Raw genomic sequence first — 25,251 nt, forward strand, 5'->3', positions numbered from 1 at the left:
GGGTGCGCGGGGTCAGTCCGGGCGGGGCAGCGCGCGGAGCGTCGTCGTCGCCTCCGTCATGATCCGGTCGACGAGTTCGGTGCACGAGGGCAGGTCGTCGATCAGGCCGGCGACCTGGCCCGAGGCCATCACCCCGAGGTCGGTGCGGCCGTCCACCATCGACGCCCTGAGCATCATGGGGGTGTTGGCGGCGAGCAGGACCTGGCTCCAGGTCAGCTCCTTGCCGTGCTTCATCGCCAGGCCGTCCCGGACCATCCGGGACCAGCTCATGCGGGACTCGCGCCGGAAGGCCGCCGCGTGCCGGACGGCCCGCAGCAGCGACGCGGTCCGGCCGGAGCGCTCCAGCGCGTCGACCAGCTCGGTCCTGAGCATCCGGTGCGGCAGCCCGTCGACCTTCGTGGTGACGGTGACGTCGCCCACCGCCGCCGCCAGATAGCGGGCCTTGACCGCCTCGGGGACGGTCGAGTCGGAGGTCAGCAGGAAGCGGGTGCCCATGGCCACACCGGACGCGCCGTAGGCGAGCGCGGCGACCAGGCCGCGCCCGTCGTGGAAGCCGCCGGCGGCGATCACCGGGATGTCCACGGCGTCCACCACCTGGGGGAGGAGGACCGTGGTGGCGACGCTGCCGGTGTGGCCGCCGCCCTCGCCGCCCTGCACCACGACCGCGTCCGCGCCCCACGCGGCGACCTTCTCGGCGTGCCGGCGGGCGCCGATCGAGGGGATCACGACGACGCCGGCGTCCTTCAGGCGGGCGATCAGCTCCCGTGAGGGCGCGAGCGCGAAGGAGGCGACCTTCACGCCCTCGTCGACGATGATCCGCACCCGCTCGGCGGCGTCGCCCGCGTCCGCCCGCAGATTGACGCCGAAGGGCGCGTCGGTGCGCGCCTTCACCTCGCGCACGGCGGACCGCAGCCGGTCCACGTCCATGGTGGCCGAGGCGAGGATGCCGAGCGCGCCCGCGTTCGCCGCGGCGGAGACCAGCCGGGGGCCGGCGACCCAGCCCATGCCCGTCTGCACGATCGGGTGGCGCACCCCGACGAGCGCGGTGAGGGGGGTGGCGATCGTGGCGTCGCTCATGCCCGGACCTCGCGGTCCCGCAGTCCCCGGGGGTCGATCTCCTCGCGGATCAGCCGCAGTTCCTCCGCCGAGGGGTCCCGGGTGTACGGCACCTCCCCGGGCACGTGGAGCGCGAAGCCGGTCGCCGCCCGGACCTCGTCGACGGTGACGCCCGGGTGGAGCGAGCGGAGCCGCATGGTGCGGTCGGGGGTCTCGAAGTCGAAGACGCCCAGGTCCGTGATGACGTCCGGGATACGGTGGTAGCGGGTGGCGGACGGGCCGGCCGCCGCGGCCCGGTCGTAGCCGACGCCGCAGACCATGTCGACGCGCTCGACGAAGACCCGTGGCGAGTGCCGGGGGACCCAGTAACTCGTCGGGTTGTTCAGCGTGTTGACGGGGGCGCCGCGGACGCCGAGGAGCTGGCGCCGGGGCCGCTCCCAGTCGCCGATGCAGCTGATGTTCTGGTTGCCGTGCCGGTCGAGCTGGCTGGCGCCCATCATCACGTGCCGCCGGCCGGTGGTGACCAGGGCCAGGTGCTGCCGGTACGGCAGCCACCCCTCCACCACCCCGGGCGCGGCGCCGACCGCCGGGACGTCGCCGATGAGCAGCGCCTCGCCGTCGGTGAGCAGGAGGTCGGGGGAGAAGGTGCGCTTGGCGAGCCGGGCGCCGATCATCGGCACCGTACCCATGGGGCCGGCGAGGATCTCGCCGGCGTCCCGCCAGGCTTCGGCGCAGGCCACCACGCAGTACTCGGCGCGGGTGGCCGTCGTGGTCGTGTCGGTGCCGCTCATGCCCCCGCCTCCCCGTGGAACGCCGCCACCGCGGCCTGGTACGCGTCCTCGCCGCCGGAGAGGAACCGGGCGGTGAACTCCCGCCACGCCTCCGGGTCGCGGGCCGCGTCGACGTAGTGCCGCTGGAACGCCTCGTCCCGCTCGTGGTCGGGCGCGCACGAGGTGAAGTGCGCGCCGTTCGGCGCCTCGACGACCCCGTCGACGAACGCCCGCTTGAGCAGGAGCGTCTGCGGCCCCGCGTCCTTCAGCAGCTCGGAGGTCTCCACGATCCGCTCGCAGGAGACGTACGCCGTGTCGGCGGCCTCGCAGAACAGGTCGTCGAAGTACGGGTCGGGTCCCAGGTACTGGCCGTTGCCGTGCGCGTCGGCGCGGTTGAGGTGGACCAGCGCGGCGTCCAGGCGCAGCGCCGGGACGGCGACGAGCTCCTCGCGGTCCCCGTACGGTGAGGTGACGGTCCGCAGCTCCGGGTTGACGGTCATGACATCGGAGGCGAGCCCGGCCCGGACGGGCATGAACGGCAGCCGGTGCACGGCGGCGGTCAGCCCCCACATCATCATGGCCTCGTCCAGCTCGACCAGTTCGAACGCGGCGCGCTGCCGGGCCGCGCCGAAGTGCGGTTCCAGCGGGACGGAGTCGAGGGTGGCGAAGGCGGCGACCAGCTTCCGGATCCTCCCGGCGGCGGCGAGCAGGCCGACGTCGGGACCGCCGTACGAGACCACCGTCAGATCGGTGACGTCCGACCGCAGCAGTGCCCGGACCAGCGCCATGGGCTTGCGCCGGGAGCCCCAGCCGCCGATGCCGATCGTCATCCCGCTGCGGAGCCGGCCGACGACCTCCTCGGCGGTCATCGTCTTGTCCTTGCTCACGACTGCTCCTCCCTCTTGTCGTTGCCGAAGGTGTCGCGGACGCGGTCGGCGACGCCGCTGAGATTGGCCTCGAAGGTGAAGCCCTGTTCGAAGCGGTAGCTGCGCCGGACGTCCACCGGGTCGATGCCGTTGATCGCGGCCTTGGCGAGCCGGATGAGCCGGCCGTCCTTCGCGGCGATCTCCCGGGCCAGTCCGAGGGCCGTCTCGCGCAGTCCGGCGCGCGGGACGACCCGCCAGACCGAGCCGTGCCGGTGCAGCTCCTCCGCGGTGACCGTGCGGGAGGTGTAGTACAGGGCGCGCATCAGGTGCTGGGGGACCAGCCGGGCGAGGTGGGTGGCGGCGCCGAGCGCGCCCCGGTCCAGTTCGGGCAGGCCGAAGGCGGCGTCGTCGGAGGCGACGATCGCGTCGGCGTTGCCGACGAGGCCGATGCCGCCGCCGAGGCAGAAGCCGTGCACGGCGGCGACGACCGGGACCTCGCACTCGTAGACGGCGGAGAAGGCCTCGGCGCAGCCGTGGTTGGCGCCGAGGATCGCCTCGGGGCCGGTCGCGCGCTGCAGCTCCTTGATGTCGACGCCGGCGTTGAAGCCGCGGCCCTCGGCGGTGAGGACGACGCAGCGCACCTCCGGGTCGGCGCCGGCGGCGCGGACGGCGGCGGCGAGGTCGTACCAGCCCTGGACCGGGAGGGCGTTGACCGGGGGGAAGTCGACGGTGACGACGGCGATGCCGTCGTCCGGGGCGGAGGTGGAGACACCCATGGGCAGATCAGCTACCTTTCCACCAAACGTTTGTTAGGTGGAAGATAGCAGCGGTACGGCCGCTGCGGGAGGTGCCCCTTGCCCGTGACCATCGATCTGTCCGGCTCCGTCGCCGTCGTCACCGGAGGCACCCGGGGCGTCGGCGCCGGCGTCACCCGCGCGCTCCTCGAAGCCGGGGCGGAGGTCGTCACCTGCGCCCGGCGGGCCCCCGGCGCACCCGTCGCGGCGGCCGGCCGCACCGCCCGCTTCCTCCCCGTCGACCTGCGCGACCCCGACGCCGTGACCGCCTTCTTCGACCGGGTACGGGACGAGCACGGGCGCCTCGACACGCTGGTCAACAACGCCGGCGGCACCCCGTACCGGACCCTCGCCGACGGCGACCCCGCCCAGCACGCGCGGGTCCTCGAACTGAACCTCGTCGCCCCGCTGACCGCCTCGCTCGCCGCGTACCGGGTGATGAGCCGGCAGGACGGCGGCGGGTCGATCGTCATGGTCGGCAGCGTCAGCGGCACCCGCCCGTCGCCGGGCTCCGCCGCGTACGGCGCCGCGAAGGCCGGGCTCGAGAACCTCGCCCGGTCCATGGCCGTGGAATGGGCGCCGCGCGTCCGGGTCAACACCCTCGTCCTCGGCATGGTCCGCACCGAACTGTCCCACCTGCACTACGGCGACGAGGACGGCATCGCCGCCGTCGGCCGCACCGTGCCCCTCGGCCGGCTCGCCGCGCCCGCCGACATCGGCGACGCCTGCGTCTTCCTCGCCTCCGACCGCGCCGCGTACATCAGCGGCGCCGCCCTGCACGTCCACGGCGGCGGCGAACGCCCCGCGTTCCTCGACGCCGCGACCGCCCACCACCCCTGAAAGGCAGGAACCCTCACATGACCGGACTCTGCGCGGAACGCGTCGTCGTCGTCACCGGAGCGGGCCGCGGCCTCGGCCGCGCCCACGCGCTCGCCTTCGCGGCGGAAGGCGCCAAGGTCGTCGTGAACGACCTCGGCGTCGGCCTCGACGGCACCGGGGGCGGCGCCGGACCCGCCCAGGACGTCGTCGACGAGATCACGGCGGCGGGAGGGGACGCGATCGCCCACGGCGGGGACGTCGCCACGACGGAGGGGGCGGCCTCGCTGATCGCCGCCGCCGTCGACACGTACGGGCGCCTCGACACCCTCGTCAACAACGCGGGCTTCCTGCGTGACCGGATGCTCGTCAACCTGGACGAGGACGACTGGGACGCCGTCGTGCGCGTCCACCTCAAGGGCCACTTCCTGCCGCTGCGGCACGCCTCGGCGCACTGGCGCGCCGAGGCCAAGGCCGGCCGTACGCCGCGGGCGCGGGTCGTCAACACCAGCTCCGGCGCGGGGCTCCTCGGCAGCGTCGGCCAGGGCAACTACGCCGCCGCCAAGGCGGGGATCGTCGGGCTGACGCTGGTCGCGGCGGCGGAGCTGGGGCGGTACGGGGTACAGGTCAACGCGATCGCGCCGGCGGCCCGGACGCGCATGACGGAGGCGGCCTTCGCCGAGGCGATGGCGGTGCCGGAAGGTGCCGCGTTCGACGCGATGGCGCCCGAGAACGTGTCGCCGCTGGTCGTCTGGCTCGGGTCCGACGCGTCGGCGGGGGTGACGGGGCGGGTCTTCGAGGCGGAGGGCGGCCGGATCACGGTGATGGAGGGCTGGCGGCCCGGCCCCACCGCCGACACCGGCGCCCGGCGCACGCCCGCGGACGCGGGTGACACGGCCCTGAAGCTCCTCGCGAACGCGGAACCCCCGCACCCGGTGTACGGAGCCCGCTGACGCGCCGCCCGGGGGAGCGGGTGGGCGCCGTCCACAGACACGGGTCTCCTCGTCGCCGTGCGTCTCGGCGGTCCGGTCCGCGAGCCGGGGGGACGACGCGAAGGAGGGGCGGCCGGGGCCGCCCCTCCTCGGGTGTCGCTCGGAGTGCCGGGGACTAGTCGGTGCCGGTCTCCATGGCGGCGCGGTCCAGCGCCGTCTCCTCGCTGTCGGGGGTCTCGCCGCGCGAGGCGATCGCCTCGGCGCCGCCCTCGGGCATCGCGCCGATCAGACCGGTGGCGGCGGCCTGCGCGGCGCCGATGGCCGGGCTGCCGGCCCCGATGAGACCGATGCCGGCGTACTGCTCCAGCTTGGCGCGGGAGTCGGCGATGTCCAGGTTCCGCATGGTCAGCTGGCCGATCCGGTCCAGCGGGCCGAAGGCGGAGTCCTCGGTGCGCTCCATGGACAGCTTGTCCGGGTGGTAGCTGAAGGCCGGGCCGGTGGTGTCGAGGATCGAGTAGTCCTCGCCCCGCCGCAGCCGCAGGGTGACCTCGCCGGTGACGGCCGCGCCGACCCAGCGCTGCAGCGACTCGCGGATCATCAGCGCCTGCGGGTCCAGCCAGCGGCCCTCGTACATGAGGCGGCCGAGCCGGCGGCCCTCGTTGTGGTACTGGGCGAGGGTGTCCTCGTTGTGGATCGCGTTGACGAGGCGCTCGTAGGCGGCGTGCAGCAGCGCCATGCCGGGGGCCTCGTAGATGCCGCGGCTCTTGGCCTCGATGATCCGGTTCTCGATCTGGTCGGACATGCCCAGGCCGTGCCGGCCGCCGATGGCGTTGGCCTCCATGACCAGGTCGACGGCGGAGGCGAACTCCTTGCCGTTGATGGTGACGGGGCGGCCCTGCTCGAAGCCGATCGTCACGTCCTCGGCGGCGATCTCGACGGACGGGTCCCAGAACCGCACGCCCATGATCGGCTCGACGGTCTCGATGCCGGTGTCCAGGTGCTCCAGGGTCTTCGCCTCGTGGGTGGCGCCCCAGATGTTGGCGTCGGTGGAGTACGCCTTCTCGGTGGAGTCCCGGTAGGGGAGGTCGTGGGCGACGAGCCACTCCGACATCTCCTTGCGGCCGCCGAGCTCGGTGACGAAGTCGGCGTCCAGCCACGGCTTGTAGATCCGCAGGTGCGGGTTGGCCAGCAGGCCGTAGCGGTAGAACCGCTCGATGTCGTTGCCCTTGAAGGTCGAGCCGTCGCCCCAGATCTGGACGTCGTCCTCCAGCATCGCCCGCACCAGGAGCGTGCCGGTGACGGCGCGGCCCAGCGGGGTGGTGTTGAAGTAGGCCCGGCCGCCGGAGCGGATGTGGAAGGCACCGCAGGTGAGCGCGGCCAGCCCCTCCTCGACCAGCGCGGCGCGGCAGTCGACCAGGCGGGCCACCTCGGCGCCGTAGGTCTGGGCGCGCCCGGGCACCGAGGCGATGTCGGGCTCGTCGTACTGACCGATGTCGGCGGTGTACGTGCAGGGGACGGCGCCCTTGTCACGCATCCACGCGACCGCGACGGAGGTGTCGAGACCACCGGAGAAGGCGATGCCGACGCGCTCGCCGACGGGAAGGGAGGTGAGAACCTTGGACATGGAAAGAGTATGCATTAATCTGCATGGCTATGCAACGCCGTGCCGGGGCGCGACCGGACGGGCCCGGTGGAACGGCCCCCGCGAGGTGCCGTTCCACCGGGCCCCGCGCTCAGCCGGCCGCGCGGTAGGCCGCGGTCAGCCTCGCCACCGCGCCCGCCGGATCACCGGAGAGCAGCCGGTGGTCGGCCTCGGCGAAGGGCTTCGCCACCGCCTCCGTGACCCGCTGCCCGATGCGATCCTGCACCAGCAGCCGGGCCCGGGCCACCAGGCGCCGCGCCTCGGGTGAGTCCCCCCGCCCGGCCGCCTGGAGCACCCGGGCCGCGAGACCGAGCGCCTTCAGCGTCGTCTCGCCGCCCTTCGGCACCGCCGTCAGGGTGGTGAGCCCCCAGCCGTACGGGAACTGCGGGTCGTACGAGGAGTCGCCGACGTTCACCGGCAGCTGCGCCTCCGACCTCGGCCAGGTCACCGGGAGCTGTCCGGTGAAGGGCACCCGCCCGTAGAGCACGTCGGCGACGCCGTCGCCCTCGGTGCCCGGCAGCCAGGACGCCACCAGGGCGTCGATCCCCGGCAGCCGGTCGCCGATCAGCTGGGGCCGGCCGGAGACCACGAGCACCGCGCACGGCATCGCCGCGCACACCCGGTCCACGGCCGCCTTGTCGGCGGCGCTCAGCTCCAGGTCGTGCCCGTTGCCGACGTCCCCGACGCCCTCCGCGTACGGCGTCTCACCGACCACCACGACGCCGGCGTCGTACCCCTCGACCGGCGCGGACGCGTCCTTGGACCAGGTGAGCCCGGGCGCGTTCTTCCGCATCCCCTCGAGGATCGTCGTGCCGGTGGTGTGCTTCCCGGAGGAGCCCTGCCAGCTGATGGTCCAGCCGCCGGCCTGGTTGCCCAGGTCGTCGGCGTTGGAGCCGGCCACGTACACCTTCTGCGAGGGCTTCAGCGGCAGCAGCCCGCCCTCGTTCTTCAGCAGCACCTGCGAGGCGGCGGCGGCCTCGCGGGCCACTGCCCGGTGCGCGGCCGAGCCGACCGAGGAGAGGTGGGTGGTGTCCGCGTACGGCTTCTCGAAGAGACCGAGGCGGAACTTCTGGGTGAGGATCCGGGCCACGGCGTCGTCGATCCGGGAGACCGGGATCCGGCCCGCCTCGACCTCGGCCACCAGGGTCCGGGTGAAGTCCTGGTAGTTCGTCGGCACCATGATCATGTCCAGGCCGGCGTTGACCGAGGTCCGCACGTCGCTCGGGTAGTCACCGGGGATCTGGTCGATGGCCTGCCAGTCGCTGATGACGAAGCCCTCGAAGCCCATCCGGTCCTTCAGCACCCCGTTGATCATCTCGGCGTTCGCGTGCATCTTCACCGGGCCGTGCTCGTCCCCGATGACGTCGAGCGAGGAGTACGAGGGCATGACCGTGCCCGCGCCGCGCTTCACCGCCTCCGCGAACGGCGCGAGGTGGACCGCCTCCAGCTCCTCACGGGTGACCCGGGTGACGCCCTGGTCGATCGTGTACGAGCCGGTCGTCGAGGAGCCGAACTCCGTGCCGCCGTCGCCGACGAAGTGCTTGGCGCTGGTCAGGACCTTGTCGTTGCGGTCGAGGTCCTTGCCGTTCCGCGCGCCCTGCATGCCCTGGATGACCGTCTCCATCGCGGTCACCAGCGCCGGGTCCTCGCCGAACGCCTCGTACGACCGGCCCCAGCGCTCGTCCCGCGTCACGCACAGGCACGGCGCGAAGTCCCACGGGACTCCGGTCGCCCGCACCTCCTTCGCCGTCACCGCGCCGGTCCGGGCGGCGAGCGCCGGGTCGCGGGTCGCGCCGATGCCGATGTTGTGCGGCATGACGGTCGCCCCGGCCACGTTGTTGTGCCCGTGCACCGCGTCCACCCCGTAGATCAGCGGGATCTGGAGCCGGGTCGCCCGGGTGCGCAGCTGGTAGCCGTCGATCATCCGCGCCCACGCCTCCGGCGTGTTGGGCGAGGGCACCGAGCCGCCGCCCGAGAGCAGCGAACCGAGCGCGTACCCGGCGATGTCGCCGGGGGCCCGCAGCGCGTTCCGCTCGGCCTGGGTCATCTGCCCGGCCTTCTCGGCCAGGGTCATCCGGGCCAGCAGGTCGGCGACCCGCCGCTTCACCGGCAGCCGCGCGTCCAGGTACGGCAGCCCGTGCGCGTTCACCACGACGACCGGGTGCTCGGCGGGCGCCTTGGCGCCCTCGACGGTCAGCTCCACCGGGATCGTCTCGGCGGCCTCGCCCGCGCCGTCCTCCCGCGTCTCGACGGTGATCGAGCGGGTGGTGCCGGAGGGCGTCCCGGCCGGGAAGACGAGCGTTCCGGCGACCGGCCGGTAGTCCTCGCCGGGCTCGGCCGGCCCGTCGTCCTTCGTCGCGTAGGCGACGGTGACGGGCCGGTCGGTCGGCGCCGCGCCCGTGGTGGTCACGGTGACGTCGATCCGGGCGGCGGCCCCCTCCGCCACCGGGTGCACGGCGGCCCCCGTGACGACCTGAGTGGTCAGCGCGGGGTCCGCCCTGCCGTACAGCTCGATCCCGTCGAGCGCGAAGGAGCCCGGCGCGCCCGTCGGCAGCGTCAGCGCGTACCCCCACATCCGGTCCAGGCCGAGGACGTGGTCGATGCCGCCGACCGGCTGGTAGTCGGCGCGGTACTGGAAGGAGGAGAAGGGGAGTTCGACCAGGTGCCAGCCCTCCCAGTCGTCGGTGAAGGAGGTCGTCCACAACTCGGACGCCTCGCCGTTCGCGCCGCCGTCCTTGAGCTCGAAGTGGATCCGCTTGCCCGAGCCGGGCGGCAGCGGTGCGGTGTTCTGTCCGTACCACCAGAACCGGATGCCGCCGTGCGCGGTCCAGTCCTGGGCGGGCCGGTCGAAGGCGAAGTCGTGGGTGAAGCCGCCCCAGCCGCTGATGTCGTAGCGGCCTTCGAGGACCTTGGCGCCCTCGGGGGCGTCGGCCCGTTCGGCGAGCGTGAGCGCCGGGTGGTCGTCGGCGTCGCTGCCCCAGGTGAAGATTCCCTCGGCGGGCGGGTCCGCGAACGGCACCTCGCCCTCGAAGCGGTCGACGATCCGGGGCGCCGGGTCGTCGGCGGCCGGCGCGGCGGAGCTGGGCGCGGCGCCGACGAGCCCCGCGATCAGGGCGGTGGCGGCGGTGGCGGCGAGCCCTCGGGCGCGCGCTCTCCTGCGGTGGCGCGGGTGCGGCATGCGGTCTCCTGGAGACGGGGGAGGAGGAAAGGGGGGCACGGTCACGACGGCTGGTGGGTCCACTTCTGGTTGGCGCCGCCGGTGCAGGTCCAGATCTGGGCCCGGGTGCCGTCGGCGGAGGAGTTGCCGGTGACGTCGAGGCACTTGTCCGCGGCCGTGTTGACCACGTCATGGGTGACCGGGTCGTACGTCCACCGCTGGGCGCCGGTCCCGTTGCAGGTGTAGAGCTGCACCTTGGTGCCGTCGGCGGTCGCGCCGCCCGTCGCGTCGAGGCACTTGCCGAGCGCCCGGACGCTGCCGTCGGCGGCGAGGGTCCACCGCTGGGCGGCGGTGCCGTTGCAGGTGTAGAGCTGCACGGCGGTGCCGTCGGCGCTCGACGCGCCGGCCACGTCGAGGCACTTGCCGGCGAGCCCCGTCAGCGGACCGGTGGGCGCCCCGGCGCCCGGCGTCCCGGACCAGGTGAAGGTGGCGGTGGTGCGGGCCGGGAGGGTGTACGTGAAGGACTGGCCGCCCCAGTCGACGCGGACGGACTGCGCGGAGCCGCCGCCGTTGTGCGCGATCAGCGCCTTGGAGCCGTCGGGGTTGCGCCAGGCCACGTTCTGCACGGTCGCGTTGTCGGTGGAGGCGATCCGGTACGCGCCCGGCTTCACGAACTTGGTGAGGTGACCGGTCGTGTAGTACTCGATCGTGTAGTCGACCTGCCCGGCCCGGGCGCCGCCCTCCTGCACGGTGACCAGACCGGTGCAGGTGCCGCAGCCGCCGTTGTGCGGCCCCATGTCCTGGTTGAGCGCGAGGCTCCACTTCACCAGGCTGCTGCTCCAGTTGCGGGCGTAGGACACGATGTCCTTCAGGTCCTCGTTGTGCTGGTTCCCGATCCAGGTGCCGCCGGAGTGCTCGGTCGAGAACTGGCGCACCGACGGGTACTGGGCGTGGACCTGGCTGCCGACGGCCGGGTCGCCGAAGTAGCCGTGCCAGGCGATGCCGCCGAACAGCGGATCGTTCCTGACCCCCGCGTCACCGAGCACGGCGGCGCCGAAGTTCGCGTAGTCGCCGTAGTTCCAGTCGTGGACCAGGACCTTGGTGGTGATCCCGGCGGCCCGGAAGGCCGGGTAGACGTGGTTCTTGGTGAACTCGACCAGGCCGGACGGGTTCCAGCTCATGCCCGGGTAGTTCATCGCCGTGGGGTTGCCGGCCTGGCAGCAGTTCGGCTCGTTCTGCACCGAGAGGTAGTCGACCTTGATCCCCGCCGCCTGGTAGCTCTGGACGTACTTGACCAGATACTGCGCGTAGGTGGGGTAGTGCTCCCACTTCAGCCAGCCCATCTGGTCCATCCGGCCGTTGTCCTTCATCCAGCCGGGTGCGCTCCACGGCACGCCCTTGACCCGCAGTGCCGGATTGAGCTGCTTGGCCTGCGCGGTCAGCAGCCGCACGGGGGTGTCGTAGCCGTTGGCGCCGAAGTCGTTCAGGTCGCAGCAGGTGTCGTCGAGGGAGACGTTGCCGGGGCGGGAGAGGTCCGAGGCGCCGATGGGGTTGCGGACGAAGGAGAGCCCGATGCCGTCGGTGGGGGAGAAGAGCCGGCGCATCACCTCGTCGCGGGTGGCGGCGCTGACCGCGCCGCCGCGCAGCAGGTGGGCGGTGGTGTCGGTGATCGAGGCGCCGCCGCCCTCGAACTGCTGGTAGGTGGTGGACTCGTCGACGGTGATGGTGTGGCTCGCGCCGCCGCCCGCCGGTCCGAAGGCGAGCGGGGCCTGCGGGGCGAGTCCCCGGGTGACGGTACGGCCTCCGGCGTCGGAGGTGGTGGTCAGCCAGACGTCCACCCGCTCCCCGGCCGCCTGCGCGGTGCCGGGCGCGGTGAGGACCAGACCGGTCGCCACGAGGGCGCCGGTGAGCAGCGCGGCGAGCGAGCGGGGGCGCGCACCCCGGAGAAGCTTGAGTTGCACCTGACAACCCTTTCGTCGAGGCGTGCCGCGCTGCCGTACGGATTCCGGCCCGCCCGGATCCGTACGTGTCCCACAAGGCGGCAAGCCTTTTATCAAGCTGTGAACTTATGGAGCCGCAGAGTCCCCGTCAACCCCTCCCGCGTACAACTCCCGAAGCGGCCGCCCGCCCTGGCGGCGCCCTCGACACCCGACGGTGCGCGCCGCGTTCGGGAGGTGGAGATGGCCCCGGAGAGCCCGGTGCGGCGGGCCGGTTCGGTGGTGGAGAGGGCGCGTCGAGCGCGGTCAGCGACATCGTGCGGGAGCGGCCGAGGGCGGCGCCCGGCGCACGGGCGAGCGCGCCGCCCCGGACGCCCTCCACCGGGCCGCCGCGTGACCCGCGAGCCCGGCACGATCCGAAAGAAACGACCTAGCCGTCGGCGCCGTCCAGCGCGACCCGGGCCAGCACCGGCAGGTGGTCGCTGCCGGTGGCGGCGAGCGCGCGGATCGCGGGCACCCGCCCGCCGCGCGCCAGGACCTGGTCGATCCGGGCCACCGGGAGGGCGGCCGGGTAGCTGAGGGCGAGGCCGCGCGCGGGGGCGCCGAGGCGTGAGGTCAGCGGCGCCAGACCGCGGTCGTCGACCGTGCCGTTGAGGTCGCCCGCCAGGACCACCCGGCGCGCCCGCTCGGCCGCCAGGATCCGTCCGAGGCGGGCGGCGCTCTCGTCGCGCCGGGCGGACCCGAGCCCGCCGGGCCCGAGCCGGACCGACGGCAGGTGGACGACGTACGCCGCCACCTCCCCGTACGGTGTCCGCACCTCGGCCCGCAGCGCCCGCTGCCACGGCTCCGCGATGTCCCGCGGCCGGATGTCCAGCGCCCGGGTGGTGCCGAGCGGATGGCGGGACCAGAGCCCGACCGTGCCCCGCACGGAGTGGTACGGGTAGCGGGGCGCGAGTTCCCTTCGGTAGACGGCCGACGCCGGATCGACCAGCTCCTGGAGGGCGATCAGATCGGCGCCGGAGTCCGCCAGCGCCCGGGCCGTGCCGGCCGGATCGGCGTTGTCGTCGGCGACGTTGTGCTGGACGACGGTGAGCTCGCGCGGACCGGGCGGCCCCGCGGGCAGCAGCCGTGGACCGAGGACGGCGGCCCAGACCACGGCGGGGAGGAGCAGGACGAGCAGGGCCGTGCGGGCGCGCCGCGCCGCCGCGCAGAGGAGCAGCAGCGCGGTGAGGGGGCCGAGCCAGAACAGGAAGGTCTCCAGCAGACTGCCCAGCCGTCCCGGGGTGTTCGGCACGAACCGGTGCAGAGCGAGGAGCGCGGCGGTCGCCGCGCCGAGTCCGGCGAGCAGCCGGCCGCGCGGCCGCCCGCCCTCCGGCGTCCGCCGGGTCCGCCACGGCCACCGGATCCGCCGCGCCCCCGGTTTCCCTTCCCGCCCCGCCACAGCCGTCCGTCCTTTCCCCGGCCTTCGGCCGGTCTTCCCCCCCGGCACTCCTGATCAGGACGTCTCCGCCCGTCCCGCGGTTGCCGGCCGTTTGACCGTCGCTTGGAGTGGGCATGTCAGCGCGCGGTCGTCCGTCGCGTCGGGCACACGGCGCGACCGCCGCCCCACCACCCCCCTCGACCCCAGCAGGGAGCCGGAGTTGAAGACCTCGCGTCGCGTCACGAAGGGGGCCGCCGTGCTCGGCAGCGCCCTCGCCCTCCTCCTCGCGGTCCCGGGCACCGCCCTCGCCGCCCCGCCGCCGGCGCTTCCCGCGAACGCGGACGCCCTGGAGCAGACGTACCAGCCCGCGTACGACTACGACACCGACGGCTGCTACCCGACGCCGGCGATCGGTACGGACGGCACGCTCAACCCCGGCCTGAACCCGTCCGGCACGGTCAGCAGCCAGTGCCGCGACTCCTGGGACCTCGCCAACACCAACGGCTACGCCCGCGCGCTCTGCAACAACGGCTGGTGCGCGGTCCTCTACGGCCTCTACTTCGAGAAGGACCAGGCCGTCTGGGGCAGCGGCCTCGGCGGCCACCGGCACGACTGGGAGCACGTCGTCGTCTGGATCCAGAACGGGCAGGCGCAGTACGTCTCCACCTCGAACCACGGGTCCTTCACCGTCCACGGCCGCGGCGCGATCCGCTGGGACGGCACCCACCCGAAGATCATCTACCACAAGGACGGCATCGGCACCCACTGCTTCCGGGCCGCCAACTCCAACGACGAGCCGCCCGAGAACCACCGGGGCACCTGGCAGTACCCCGCCCTCGTCGGCTGGAACGGCTACCCGCCGGGCCTCCGCGAGAAGCTGAGCCAGGCGGACTTCGGCAGCGCCCACTTCGGACTGAAGGACGGCAGCTTCGCCGACCACCTCGCCAAGGCGAAGCCGTCCGGCATCCCCTTCGATCCGTACGCGTAGCGGGTGCGGGGCCGTCCCTCAGGTGGAGACGCGGTCGCGCAGCGCCGTCTGCCAGGCGGGCGCCGGAACGCTCGGCGCCCGCTCGGGGCGGCGCCCGCCCAGCGCGAAGAAGTCCACCAGCGGCAGCAGTCCGGCCCCGACGGTGACCGCCTCGGGCCCGAGCGTGCCGAGCGCGATCTCCGTACGGCCGCCGGGGTGGCGGAGCGCGTAGGCGCGGGCGTACGCCGCCACGGGCTCCAGGAACCGGCTGCCGAGCTGGAGCCCGGCCCAGCCGCCGACGAGGATCCGCTCCGGCTGGAAGAGGTTGATCAGATCGGCCAGCCCGGCCCCCAGGTACTCGGCCGTCTCGTCCAGCACGGCCAGCGCCACCGGATCCCCGGCAACCCCACCCGGCCCGGCCTCGCCCTGCCCGCCCCCTCCGGCCGCGGCCCCGGCGTCGGCCGGGTACGCGGCGGCGAGCATCGCGGTGAGGGCCGTCTCCTCGTCCGCGCCGGCCGGGGGTTCGCCGCCCGCCTCCCGCCAGCGCGCGAGCAGGGCCTCCGCACCGGCGTACGCCTCCAGGCAGCCCTGGGCGCCGCACCGGCAGCTGCGGCCGCGCACCCGGACCGTCAGATGGCCCCACTCCAGGGCCTGGCCCGGACCCAGCGGGTCCGTCACCACGCACGCGCCCACGCCGGAGCCGAAGAGCACGACCACGGCGCTGCCGGCCCCCCGCCCCGCGCCGAACCACATCTCGGCCTGGCCCAGGGTCTTGGCGCCGTTCTCGATCCGGTACGGGACCTCCGCCGGCAGCGCGACCTTCTCGCGCAGCAGCCGCTCCAGCGGCACCGCGTCCCAGCCGATCGTCTGCCCGTGCACCACCGCCCCGCGCTCCGCCGTCCGCTCGACGATGCCGGGGACGCCGATCCCGACGCCGAGCAGCCGCTCCGCGGGCACACCGGCGGTCCGCAGCACCTCGGCGATCCCGTCCCGCAGGTGGTCCACGACCACCGCCACCTCGTACCGCGCGGTCCTCGGCCCGGACGGGGCCAGCGGACGCTCGGTGCGGGCCAGTTCGGTGAGCGCCAGGTCGAACAGCTCGATCCGGACCCGGGTCTCGCCGACGTCGACGCCGATCATGCAGCCGCTGTCCGGCGCGATCCGCAGCAGGGTGCGCGGGCGCCCGCCCGCGGAGTCGACGCTGCCGGCCTCCTCGACGAGCCCCTCGGCGACCAGCTCCGCGACCACGTTGCTGATCGACCCCGAGGAGAGTCCGGTCGCCGGGCCCAGCGCGAGCCGGCTCATCGGGCCGTCGAAATAGAGCCTGCGCAGCACGGCCGTCCGGTTCTCGCGCCGCAGGTCGCGCACCGTGCGGCCACTCTTCGCGTGCACTCTCGCCCCTGTCCGTCGTAGTCGTCCGCTGCAACATACCCGCACGACAAGCCTTGACGCGACCTTCTCACGGGGTTTAACTCACATCCTAAATTAAGCCGATGCGGTGGTGGGCGGTCCGGGCGCTCCCCCTGTCGGTCCTCCCGCCTTCCCCGAAAGGGACCAGGAGCCATGCGCAGAATCAGAGCCGCCGTCACGGGTGCCGTCACCCTCTCCCTCCTCCTCACCGCGACCGCCTGCGGCGGCGGGGGAGAGGACGGCGGCGGCCAGGCGACGAAGACCCTCACCTACTGGGCCTCCAACCAGGGCTCCAGCCTGGAGGTCGACAAGAAGGTCCTCCAGCCCGAGCTGGACGAGTTCGAGCGGCGGACCGGCATCAAGGTCAAGCTGGAGGTGATCCCGTGGTCCGACCTCCTCAACCGCATCCTCACCGCCACCACCTCCGGCCAGGGCCCGGACGTCCTCAACATCGGCAACACCTGGAGCGCCTCCCTCCAGGCCACCGGCGCCCTGCTGCCCTGGGACGCGAAGAACTTCGACGCCATCGGCGGCAAGGACCGCTTCGTCGACTCCGCGCTCGGCTCCACCGGCGCCCCCGGCCAGGACCCGGCCGCCGTCCCGCTCTACTCGATGGCGTACGCCCTCTACTACAACAAGCAGATGTTCAAGGACGCCGGCATAGCCAAGCCGCCGACGACCTGGGACGAGGTGATCGCCGCCGGCAAGAAGCTCAGCAAGGACGGCAAGTGGGGCATCGGCGTCGAGGGCTCCAACCTGTCCAACAACATCCACCAGGTCTTCGTCCTCGGCAAGCAGCACGGCGCCGACTTCTTCACCGCCGACGGCAAGGCCGACTTCACCTCCGACGGCGCCGTCGCCGCCGTCAAGCAGTACGTCGACCTCATGGCCACCCACAAGATCGTCGCCCCCGGCAACGCCGAGTACGCCCAGAACCAGTCCCTCAGCGACTTCGCCAAGGACCGCACCGGCATGGTCCTCTGGCAGACCCCGTCCCAGACCTTCGCCTCCCAGGGCATGGCCGAGGACGAGTGGGGCGTCGTCCCCGCCCCCGTCCCCGCCGGCAAGCCCGGCACCGGCACCGCCACCAACTCCATGGTCGCCGGCATCAACCTCGCCGTCTTCAAGAACACCAAGAACCTCGACGGCGCCCTGAAGTTCGTGAAGTTCATGACCAGCGACGAGGAGCAGACCGCCCTCAACAAGACCTACGGCTCCGTGCCGCCGGTCAAGACCGCCCAGCAGGACCCCGCCTTCTCCGGCCCGTCCCTCGCCGTCATCCGCGACACCCTCGCCTCCAGCGCCGCCGCCCTCCCGCAGGTCCCGGAGGAGTCCCAGTTCGAGACCGTCGTCGGCACCGCCGTCAAGGAGCTCTTCGCCGACGCCGCCGCCGGCCGGCCCGTCACCACCGAGTCCGTCAAGGCCAAGCTCGACAAGGCCCAGCAGCAGATGCCGAAGAAGTAGGCACCGCACCCATGACCCAGACCGCCGTCACCCCCGCACGGGAGCCGGCGGTGCGCAAGGCCACACCCGGAGGGGCGCGCACCGCACGCCGCTCCGGGCGTCGCCGCCTCGCACTGCCGTACCTGCTGCTCCTGCCCGCCCTGGTCCTCGAACTCCTCGTGCACCTCGTGCCGATGCTCATGGGCCTCGCGATGAGCTTCAAGGAGCTCACGCAGTTCTACATCCGCGACTGGGCGGCCGCCCCCTGGTCCGGACTCGACAACTTCTCGGTCGCGCTCGACTTCGACGCGGCCGTCGGCCAGTCCCTGCTCAGGTCGTTCCTGACCACCTGCCAGTTCACCCTGCTCTCGGTGGGCCTGTGCTGGCTCCTCGGCACCGCCGCGGCCGTCCTGCTCCAGGAGAACTTCCGCGGCCGGGGTGTCCTGCGCACCCTCTTCCTCGTCCCGTACGCGCTGCCCGTCTACGCCGCCGTCATCACCTGGGCGTTCATGTTCCAGCGCGACAACGGCCTCATCAACCACGTCCTCCACGACCAGCTGGGCATCGGCGACAGCCCCGCCTTCTGGCTCATCGGCGACAACAGCTTCTGGGCCCTGCTCGCCGTCTCCGTCTGGAAGGGCTGGCCGTTCGCCTTCCTCACCGTCATGGCCGGACTGCAGAACATCCCCCGGGACATGTACGAGGCCGCCGCCCTCGACGGCGCCGGCGTCTGGAAGCAGATCCGGCACATCACCCTGCCGTCGCTGCGCCCGGTCAACCAGGTCCTCGTCCTCGTCCTCTTCCTGTGGACCTTCAACGATTTCAACACGCCGTTCGTGCTCTTCGGCAAGGCGGCCCCGGAAGCGGCGGACCTCATCTCGCTCCACATCTACCAGTCGTCGTTCCAGACCTGGAACTTCGGCACCGGCTCGGCGATGTCCGCGCTCCTGCTGCTCTTCCTCCTCCTCGTCACGGGCGTCTACCTCCTGCTCACCACCCGCGGAAGGAAGACCTCCGATGTCTGACACCGTCGCACGCGCGGCCCGGCCGCGCTCCCCGATGGCCCCGCCCCGCTCCTTCCTCTGGACCCGGCGGATCGTCCTCACCCTCCTCACCGGCTTCGTCCTGCTGCCGGTGTACGTGATGGTGTCCAGCTCGCTGAAGCCGCTGGAGGACGTCTCGGGGAAGTTCGAGTGGATCCCCTCCGGGGTCACCCTGCGCCCGTACGCGGACATCTGGGAGACGGTCCCGCTCGCCGACTACTTCGTGAACTCGATCGTCGTCTCCGGCGCCGCCACCGTCCTCTCCGTGGCCGTCGCCGTCCTCGCCGCGTACGCCGTCAGCCGGCACACGTTCCGCGGCAAGCGGGTCTTCACCGTCACCGTCCTGTCGACGCAGATGTTCCCCGGCATCCTCTTCCTGCTGCCGCTCTTCCTCATCTACGTCAACCTCGGCAACGCCACCGGCATCGCCCTCTTCGGCTCCCGCGAGGGCCTGGTCCTCACCTACCTGACCTTCTCGCTGCCCTTCTCCATCTGGATGCTCACCGGCTACTTCGACTCGATCCCGCGCGAGCTGGACGAGGCGGCCAAGGTGGACGGCTGCGGCCCGATCCGCGCGCTCTTCCGCGTCATCGTGCCGGCCGCCCGGCCCGGCATCGTCGCCGTCGCCGTCTACGCCTTCATGACCGCCTGGGGCGAGGTCCTCTTCGCCTCCGTCATGACCAACGACACCACCCGCACGCTCGCCGTCGGCCTCCAGGGCTACGCCACCCAGAACGACGTCTACTGGAACCAGGTGATGGCCGCCTCCCTCGTGGTGAGCGTCCCCGTCGTCGCCGGCTTCCTGCTCCTCCAGCGCTACCTCGTCGCCGGCCTCACCGCGGGTGCGGTCAAGTGACGGCCCCCCAGCGCCCGGGCGCGTCCCGCCCCCGGCCCCGTACCCGGCTCCACACCGCAGAAAGGCACCCCGTGTCCGACCCCACCGCCGCCCCGCTCGACCTGGCGGCCTTCCCGCCGTCCTTCGCCTGGGGCACGGCCACCTCCGCCTACCAGATCGAGGGAGCCGTCGCCGCGGACGGCCGCGCCCCCTCCATCTGGGACACCTTCTGCCGCGTCCCCGGCGCGATCGACAACGGCGACACCGGCGACACGGCCTGCGACCACTACCACCGCTGGCCCGACGACATCGCCCTGATGAAGGAACTCGGCACCGACGCCTACCGGATGTCGATCGCCTGGCCCCGGGTCGTGCCGGGCGGCGACGGCCCCGTCAACGCCGCCGGGCTCGACTTCTACGACCGGCTCGTCGACGCCCTCCTCGACGCCGGCATCACCCCCAACGTCACCCTCTACCACTGGGACCTGCCGCAGGCCCTCCAGGACCGGGGCGGCTGGACCTCCCGCGAGACCGCCGAACACCTCGCCGCGTACGCCTCCGTCGTCGCCGGCCGGCTCGGCGACCGCGTCACCCGCTGGGCCACCCTCAACGAACCCCTCTGCTCCGCCTGGATCGGCCACCTGGAGGGCCGGATGGCGCCGGGCCTCACCGACCTGACGGCCGCCGTCCGCGCCTCGTACCACCTGCTCCTCGGCCACGGCCTCAGCACCGCCGCGATCCGGGCCGCCGCGCCCGGCGCCCGCGTCGGCCTGGTGACCAACCACTCCACCGTCGAGCCCGCCTCCAGCCGCCCCGAGGACCTCGCCGCGGCCCGCCGCATGGACGGCCACAGCAACCGCTGGTGGCTCGACCCGGTGTACGGCCGCGGCTTCCCCGCCGACATGCGCGAGCTGTACGGCGTCGAACTCCCGGAGCGGCCCGGCGACCTGGAGACGATCGCCGCCCCGCTCGACTGGCACGGCCTCAACTACTACTTCCCGGTGACCGTCGAGGACGACCCCGGGGGCCCCGTCCCGTACGCCCGCGAGGTCCGCCTACCCGACGTGCCGCGCACCGGCATGGACTGGCAGATCGAGGCGGCGGGCCTGGAGAGCCTGCTGCTGCGGCTCACCGAGGAGTACGGCGTCCGCGAGCTGTACGTCACCGAGAACGGCTCCGCCTTCCCCGACGCCACCGGCCCCGACGGCGCCGTCCACGACCCCGACCGCACCCGCTATCTGGAGGGCCACCTCGCCGCCTGCGCGAGCGCCGTCCGCAAGGGCGCCCCGCTCGCCGGCTACTACGCCTGGTCCCTCCTGGACAACTTCGAGTGGGCCTACGGCTACGACAAGCGCTTCGGCCTCGTCCACGTCGACTACGCGACCCAGCGCCGCACGGTGAAGACCAGCGGCCGCCGCTACGCCGAACTCATCCGTGCTCACCGGGAGCAGCGCGGCTAGCCGCCGCCCCGCCCCTGCCGAAGACCGGTCCGTCGGGTCACCCGGACCGGTCTTCGGCATGCCCGCGTTCCGGCCGCGCCCGGTGCGATCGATGCTTAATGCAAGTCAAAAGAAAAGTCGTGTCGCATGCCTTGACCGTCAACTCGCGCCGCATGCAAGGTTTCGGCGAGCGCTCCCCCCATCGCATCCGCCCCTCGCACCGAGGAGATCCCCATGCCCTCCGCCGGGTCCCCACCCGCACGCCGCCGCTCCGCCTCGGCACTCCGCCGCCCCACCGCCGGCGCGCTCGCCGCCGCCCTGGCCGGCACCCTGCTCGCGGTCCTCCCCACCACCGCGGCCCAGGCCGCCGAGACCCTGCTCTCCCAGGGCAGGACGGCCACCGCCTCCACCCTCGAAGGCGCCGTCTTCCCCGCCTCCGCCGCCGTCGACGGCGACTTCGGCACCCGCTGGTCCAGCCAGTGGGCCGACCCCCAGTGGCTCCAGGTCGACCTCGGCGCGAGCCGGCAGCTCAGCAGGGCCGTCCTCACCTGGGAGGCCGCCTACGGCCGGAGCTACGAGATCCAGGCGTCCGACGACGGCACCAGCTGGCGCACCGTCACCGCCGTCACCGCCGGCGACGGCGGCACCGACGAGGTCACCCTCTCCGGCACCGGCCGCTACGTCCGCATGAACGGCCTCGCCCGGGGCACCGGATACGGCTACTCCCTCTGGGAGTTCCAGGTGTACGGCTCCACCGACTCCACCGGCCCGCAGCTGCCCGGCGGCGGCGACCTCGGCCCCAACGTGCACGTCTTCGACCCGTCCACGCCGGGCCTCCAGGCCAAGCTGGACGCCGTCTTCAAGGAGCAGGAGTCGGCCCAGTTCGGCGCCGGCCGCCACGCCTTCCTCCTCAAGCCCGGCACGTACAACGGCCTCAACGCCCAGCTCGGCTTCTACACCCAGATCGCCGGCCTCGGCGTCCGCCCCGACGACACCACCATCAACGGCGACGTCACCGTCGACGCCGGCTGGTTCAACGGCAACGCCACCCAGAACTTCTGGCGCGGCGCCGAGGGACTCGCCCTCAACCCGGTGAACGGCACCGACCGCTGGGCCGTCTCCCAGGCGTCCTCCTTCCGCCGCATGCACGTCAAGGGCGGCCTCAACCTCGCCCCCAACGGCTACGGCTGGGCCTCCGGCGGCTACATCGCCGACTCCAAGATCGACGGCCAGATCGGCAACTACTCGCAGCAGCAGTGGTACACCCGCGACAGCTCGATCGGCGGCTGGTCCAACAGCGTCTGGAACCAGGTCTTCTCCGGCACCGAGGGCGCGCCCGCGACCGCCTTCCCCGAGCCGCGCTACACCACCCTCGACACCACCCCGATCTCCCGCGAGAAGCCCTACCTGATCTGGGAGGACAACCAGTACAAGGTCTTCTCCCCGGCCAAGCGGACCAACGCCCGCGGCACCACCTGGGCGAACGGCACCCCGCAGGGCGAGAAGATCCCGCTCACGCAGTTCTACGTCGTCAAGCCCGGCACCACCGCCGCGACGATGAACCAGGCCGTCCAGCAGGGCCTCCACCTGCTCTTCACGCCCGGCGTCTACCACGTCGACCGGCCGATCGAGATCAACCGGGCGGGCACCGTCGTGCTCGGCCTCGGCCTCGCCACGATCATCCCGGACAACGGCGTCGCCGCCATGAAGGTGGCCGACGTGGACGGCGTCCGCCTCGCCGGCTTCCTCGTCGACGCCGGACCGGTCAACTCCCCGGTCCTCCTGGAAATCGGCCCGCAGGGTTCCGGCGCCGACCACGCCGCCAACCCGACGACCGTCCAGGACGTCTACATCCGCATCGGCGGCGCCGGCCCCGGCAAGGCCACCACCAGCATGGTCGTCAACAGCGACGACGTCATCGTCGACCACACCTGGGTCTGGCGCGCCGACCACGGCGAGGGCGTCGGCTGGGAGACCAACCGCGCCGACTACGGCGTCCGCGTCAACGGCGACGACGTCCTCGCCACCGGCCTCTTCGTCGAGCACTTCAACAAGTACGACGTCGAGTGGTACGGCGAGCGCGGCCGCACGATCTTCTTCCAGAACGAGAAGGCGTACGACGCCCCCAACCAGGCCGCCATCCAGAACGGCACCACCAAGGGCTACGCCGCCTACCGCGTCGACGACTCGGTGAACACCCACGAGGGCTGGGGCCTCGGCAGCTACTGCTACTACAACGTCGACCCCACCATCCGCCAGGACCACGGCTTCAAGGCCCCCGTGAAGCCCGGCGTGCGGTTCCACAGCCTGCTGACCGTCTCCCTCGGCGGCAACGGCCAGTTCAACCACGTCATCAACGACGTCGGCGCCCCCACCGAGGGCACCTCGACCATCCCGTCCACCGTCGTCCACTTCCCCTGACCGCCCCGGCCGGGGCGCGGCACCTCCCCGCCGCGCCCCGGCCCCCGGCCCCGCACCGCCCGGAACCCCCCCCTCGTCCTGGAGCCGCCATGCCTCCGCGCACCGCCCAGGCGCCCTTCCGGCGCACCCGCACCGCCACCTCCCTCGCCACCCTCGGCGCCCTGCTCGCCACCTCCCTCACCGCCCTCGCGGCCGCACCCGCCTCCGCCGCCGAGACCCTGCTCTCCCAGGGCAGGCCGGCCACCGCCTCCTCCACCGAAGGCCCCGCCTTCCCCGCCTCCGCCGCCGTCGACGGCGACGCCGGCACCCGCTGGGCCAGCCAGTGGGCCGACGGCCAGTGGCTCCAGGTCGACCTCGGCCGCACCGCCGCCGTCAGCCGGATCGTGCTGGACTGGGAGGCCGCCCACGCCACCGCGTACGACCTCCAGCTCTCCGACGACGGCACCACCTGGCGCACCGTGCGGTCCGTGACCGGCTCCGACGGCGGCACCGACGAGGTCGCCGTCTCCGGCACCGGCCGGCACGTCCGACTGAAGGGCGTCACCCGCTCCGGCGGATACGGCCTCTCCCTCTGGGAGTTCGAGGTGTACGGCGAGGAGGGCGGCGCCCCGCCGCCCGGCGGCGCCGTCCGCGTCACCGGCGGCCAGGGGAACTGGCAGCTCACCGTCGGCGGCCAGCCGTACACGGTCAAGGGCGTCACCTGGGGCCCGTCCGTCGCCGACGCCGGCCGGTACATGCCCGACGTGAAGGCGCTGGGCGCCAACACCGTCCGCACCTGGGGCACCGACGCCTCCACCCGGACGCTCCTCGACGCGGCCGCCGCCCAGGGCATCCGCGTCATGAACGGCTTCTGGCTCCAGCCCGGCGGCGGCCCCGGCTCCGGCGGTTGCGCGAACTACGTCACCGACACGACGTACAAGACGAACATGCTGAACGAGTTCGCCAGGTGGGTCGAGGAGTACAGGTCCCACCCCGCCACCCTGATGTGGAACGTCGGCAACGAGTCCGTCCTCGGCCTCCAGAACTGCTACGCGGGCGCCGAACTCGAAGCCCAGCGCAACGCCTACACGAGCTTCGTCAACGACGTCGCCCGGAAGATCCACTCCCTCGACCCCGACCACCCGGTGACCTCCACCGACGCCTGGACCGGAGCCTGGCCCTACTACAAGCGCAACGCACCCGACCTCGACCTGTACGCGATGAACGCCTACGGCGACATCTGCGGCGTCCGCGAGGACTGGGAACAGGGCGGCTACACCAAGCCCTACCTGATCACCGAGACCGGCCCGGCGGGGGAGTGGGAGACACCGAAGGACGCCAACGGCGTCGCCGAGGAACCCACCGACGTGCAGAAGGCGGAGGGCTACACCCGCGCCTGGAACTGCGTCACCGGCCACCGGGGCGTCGCCCTCGGCGCCACCGTCTTCCACTACGGCACCGAACACGACTTCGGCGGCGTCTGGTTCAACCTCCTGCCCGACGGCCTCAAGCGGCTCTCGTACTACGCCCTCAAGAAGGCGTACACGGGCGGCACCGCGGGCGACAACACCCCGCCCGTCATCACGAACATGACCGTCACCCCCTCCGGATCGGCCCCGGCCGGCGGCGAGTTCACCGTCCGGGCCGACGTCCGCGACCCCGACGGCGATCCCGTCACCACGAAGGTCTTCCTCAGCGGCAACTACGCCAACGGCGACAAGCGGCTCCTCGACACCCCCTACCGCCGCAACGCCGACGGCTCCCTCACCGTCACCGCCCCCGCGAAGCTCGGCGTCTGGAAGGTCTACGTCCAGGCCGAGGACGGACGCGGCAACGCCGGCATCGAGACGAAGTCCGTCCGGGTCGTCGCCCCGCCGGTCCCCGGCACCGACCTCGCCCAGGGCCGCCCGACCACCGCCTCCTCCTTCCAGGCGTCCTACGGCGACTGCCCCTGCCCGGCCGCGCACGCCACCGACGGCGACCCGCACACCCGCTGGGCCAGTGACTGGTCCGACCCCCAGTGGATCCGGGTGGACCTCGGCTCCGTCCGGACCTTCTCCCGCCTCCAGCTCGTCTGGGACCCGGCCTACGCCCGCGCCTACGAGGTCCAGGTCTCCGACGACGGACAGAACTGGCGGACGATCCACACCCAGACCGCCGGCGACGGCGACGTCGACACCATCGAGGCCGGGGCCACCGCCCGGCACGTGCGCGTGCACATGACCGCGCGCGGCACCGGCTGGGGCTACTCGCTCCACACGTTCGGCGTCCACGCCTGACACCGGCCCGCACCACCCCCTCCCACCCCCCCCTGAGGAGATCCC

18 protein-coding genes are annotated in these 25,251 nt (G+C 73.1%); 9 read left to right on the plus strand and 9 right to left on the minus strand.

Annotated elements, in window-relative coordinates; all coding sequences use genetic code 11:
• Positions 1–12: 12 nt before the first annotated feature.
• Genes ABFY03_RS35375 through ABFY03_RS35390 form a run of 4 tightly spaced genes read right to left on the minus strand, consistent with a single transcriptional unit; the run spans position 13 to position 3,468 of the window.
• Positions 13–1,077: an NAD(P)H-dependent flavin oxidoreductase gene (locus tag ABFY03_RS35375; RefSeq protein ID WP_319008937.1), complete on the minus strand. Its 1,065-nt coding sequence runs from the start codon at positions 1,075–1,077 to the stop codon at positions 13–15.
• Positions 1,074–1,847: a CoA-transferase subunit beta gene (locus ABFY03_RS35380; protein WP_346171903.1), complete on the minus strand. Its 774-nt coding sequence runs from the start codon at positions 1,845–1,847 to the stop codon at positions 1,074–1,076. The genes ABFY03_RS35375 and ABFY03_RS35380 overlap by 4 nt, the downstream gene beginning before the upstream one ends.
• Positions 1,844–2,695 carry a CoA transferase subunit A gene (locus ABFY03_RS35385; RefSeq protein WP_346172358.1) on the minus strand — a complete coding sequence of 284 codons (852 nt, stop codon included), beginning with the start codon at positions 2,693–2,695 and terminating at the stop codon, positions 1,844–1,846. The genes ABFY03_RS35380 and ABFY03_RS35385 overlap by 4 nt, the downstream gene beginning before the upstream one ends.
• 14 nt (positions 2,696–2,709) lie before the next feature.
• The gene (locus ABFY03_RS35390; RefSeq protein ID WP_319008939.1) at positions 2,710–3,468 is read right to left on the minus strand and encodes an enoyl-CoA hydratase family protein; all 759 of its coding nucleotides are present in this window, start codon (positions 3,466–3,468) and stop codon (positions 2,710–2,712) included.
• A gap of 78 nt (positions 3,469–3,546) precedes the next feature.
• On the opposite strand from ABFY03_RS35390, the gene ABFY03_RS35395 reads away from it, so the two are divergent.
• The gene (locus ABFY03_RS35395) at positions 3,547–4,326 is read left to right on the plus strand and encodes an SDR family oxidoreductase (RefSeq protein ID WP_346171904.1); all 780 of its coding nucleotides are present in this window, start codon (positions 3,547–3,549) and stop codon (positions 4,324–4,326) included.
• Positions 4,327–4,343: 17 nt separating this feature from the next.
• Positions 4,344–5,255 (plus strand): SDR family oxidoreductase, encoded by a 912-nt coding sequence (locus ABFY03_RS35400; RefSeq protein WP_346171905.1) that lies wholly within the window; start codon positions 4,344–4,346, stop codon positions 5,253–5,255.
• Between the two features lie 154 nt (positions 5,256–5,409).
• On the opposite strand, the gene argG is transcribed toward ABFY03_RS35400, so the two are convergent.
• The 4 genes from argG to ABFY03_RS35420 form a co-directional block, all read right to left on the minus strand.
• Entirely contained in the window at positions 5,410–6,858 is a 1,449-nt protein-coding gene (gene argG, locus ABFY03_RS35405; protein WP_319008942.1) for an argininosuccinate synthase, read from the minus strand.
• A gap of 109 nt (positions 6,859–6,967) precedes the next feature.
• Complete coding sequence (locus ABFY03_RS35410) at positions 6,968–10,054, minus strand: glycoside hydrolase family 3 protein (protein WP_346171906.1); 3,087 nt, start codon at positions 10,052–10,054, stop codon at positions 6,968–6,970.
• Between the two features lie 41 nt (positions 10,055–10,095).
• Positions 10,096–11,994: a ricin-type beta-trefoil lectin domain protein gene (locus ABFY03_RS35415; protein WP_386723801.1), complete on the minus strand. Its 1,899-nt coding sequence runs from the start codon at positions 11,992–11,994 to the stop codon at positions 10,096–10,098.
• Positions 11,995–12,400: 406 nt separating this feature from the next.
• Positions 12,401–13,411: an endonuclease/exonuclease/phosphatase family protein gene (locus tag ABFY03_RS35420; protein ID WP_386723800.1), complete on the minus strand. Its 1,011-nt coding sequence runs from the start codon at positions 13,409–13,411 to the stop codon at positions 12,401–12,403.
• Positions 13,412–13,610: 199 nt separating this feature from the next.
• Between ABFY03_RS35420 and ABFY03_RS35425 the strand changes: the two genes are divergently transcribed.
• On the plus strand, positions 13,611–14,378 hold the full coding sequence (locus ABFY03_RS35425; RefSeq protein WP_346171907.1) for an NPP1 family protein: 768 nt from the start codon (positions 13,611–13,613) through the stop codon (positions 14,376–14,378).
• A gap of 18 nt (positions 14,379–14,396) precedes the next feature.
• Here the strand turns inward: ABFY03_RS35425 and ABFY03_RS35430 are convergent, their stop codons facing one another.
• Entirely contained in the window at positions 14,397–15,749 is a 1,353-nt protein-coding gene (locus ABFY03_RS35430; protein ID WP_346171908.1) for an ROK family transcriptional regulator, read from the minus strand.
• 171 nt (positions 15,750–15,920) lie between these two features.
• Here ABFY03_RS35430 and ABFY03_RS35435 point away from each other — a divergent pair, with 171 nt between their 5' ends.
• From ABFY03_RS35435 to ABFY03_RS35460, 6 genes are all read left to right on the plus strand, one after another.
• Positions 15,921–17,231: an extracellular solute-binding protein gene (locus ABFY03_RS35435; RefSeq protein ID WP_346171909.1), complete on the plus strand. Its 1,311-nt coding sequence runs from the start codon at positions 15,921–15,923 to the stop codon at positions 17,229–17,231.
• Positions 17,232–17,242: 11 nt separating this feature from the next.
• On the plus strand, positions 17,243–18,235 hold the full coding sequence (locus ABFY03_RS35440; protein ID WP_319008947.1) for a carbohydrate ABC transporter permease: 993 nt from the start codon (positions 17,243–17,245) through the stop codon (positions 18,233–18,235).
• 34 nt (positions 18,236–18,269) lie between these two features.
• On the plus strand, positions 18,270–19,109 hold the full coding sequence (locus ABFY03_RS35445) for a carbohydrate ABC transporter permease (RefSeq protein ID WP_346172360.1): 840 nt from the start codon (positions 18,270–18,272) through the stop codon (positions 19,107–19,109).
• A gap of 71 nt (positions 19,110–19,180) precedes the next feature.
• A complete protein-coding gene (locus tag ABFY03_RS35450) occupies positions 19,181–20,548 on the plus strand; it encodes a GH1 family beta-glucosidase (RefSeq protein ID WP_319008949.1) in 1,368 nt (455 codons plus the stop codon).
• A 213-nt stretch (positions 20,549–20,761) separates the two neighbouring features.
• Positions 20,762–22,948 carry a discoidin domain-containing protein gene (locus tag ABFY03_RS35455; RefSeq protein WP_346171910.1) on the plus strand — a complete coding sequence of 729 codons (2,187 nt, stop codon included), beginning with the start codon at positions 20,762–20,764 and terminating at the stop codon, positions 22,946–22,948.
• Between the two features lie 89 nt (positions 22,949–23,037).
• Positions 23,038–25,206 carry a discoidin domain-containing protein gene (locus ABFY03_RS35460; protein ID WP_346171911.1) on the plus strand — a complete coding sequence of 723 codons (2,169 nt, stop codon included), beginning with the start codon at positions 23,038–23,040 and terminating at the stop codon, positions 25,204–25,206.
• Positions 25,207–25,251: the final 45 nt, after the last annotated feature.

It is taken from the genome of Streptomyces roseofulvus (assembly GCF_039534915.1).
Taxonomy (GTDB): Bacteria; Actinomycetota; Actinomycetes; order Streptomycetales; family Streptomycetaceae; genus Streptomyces; species Streptomyces roseofulvus.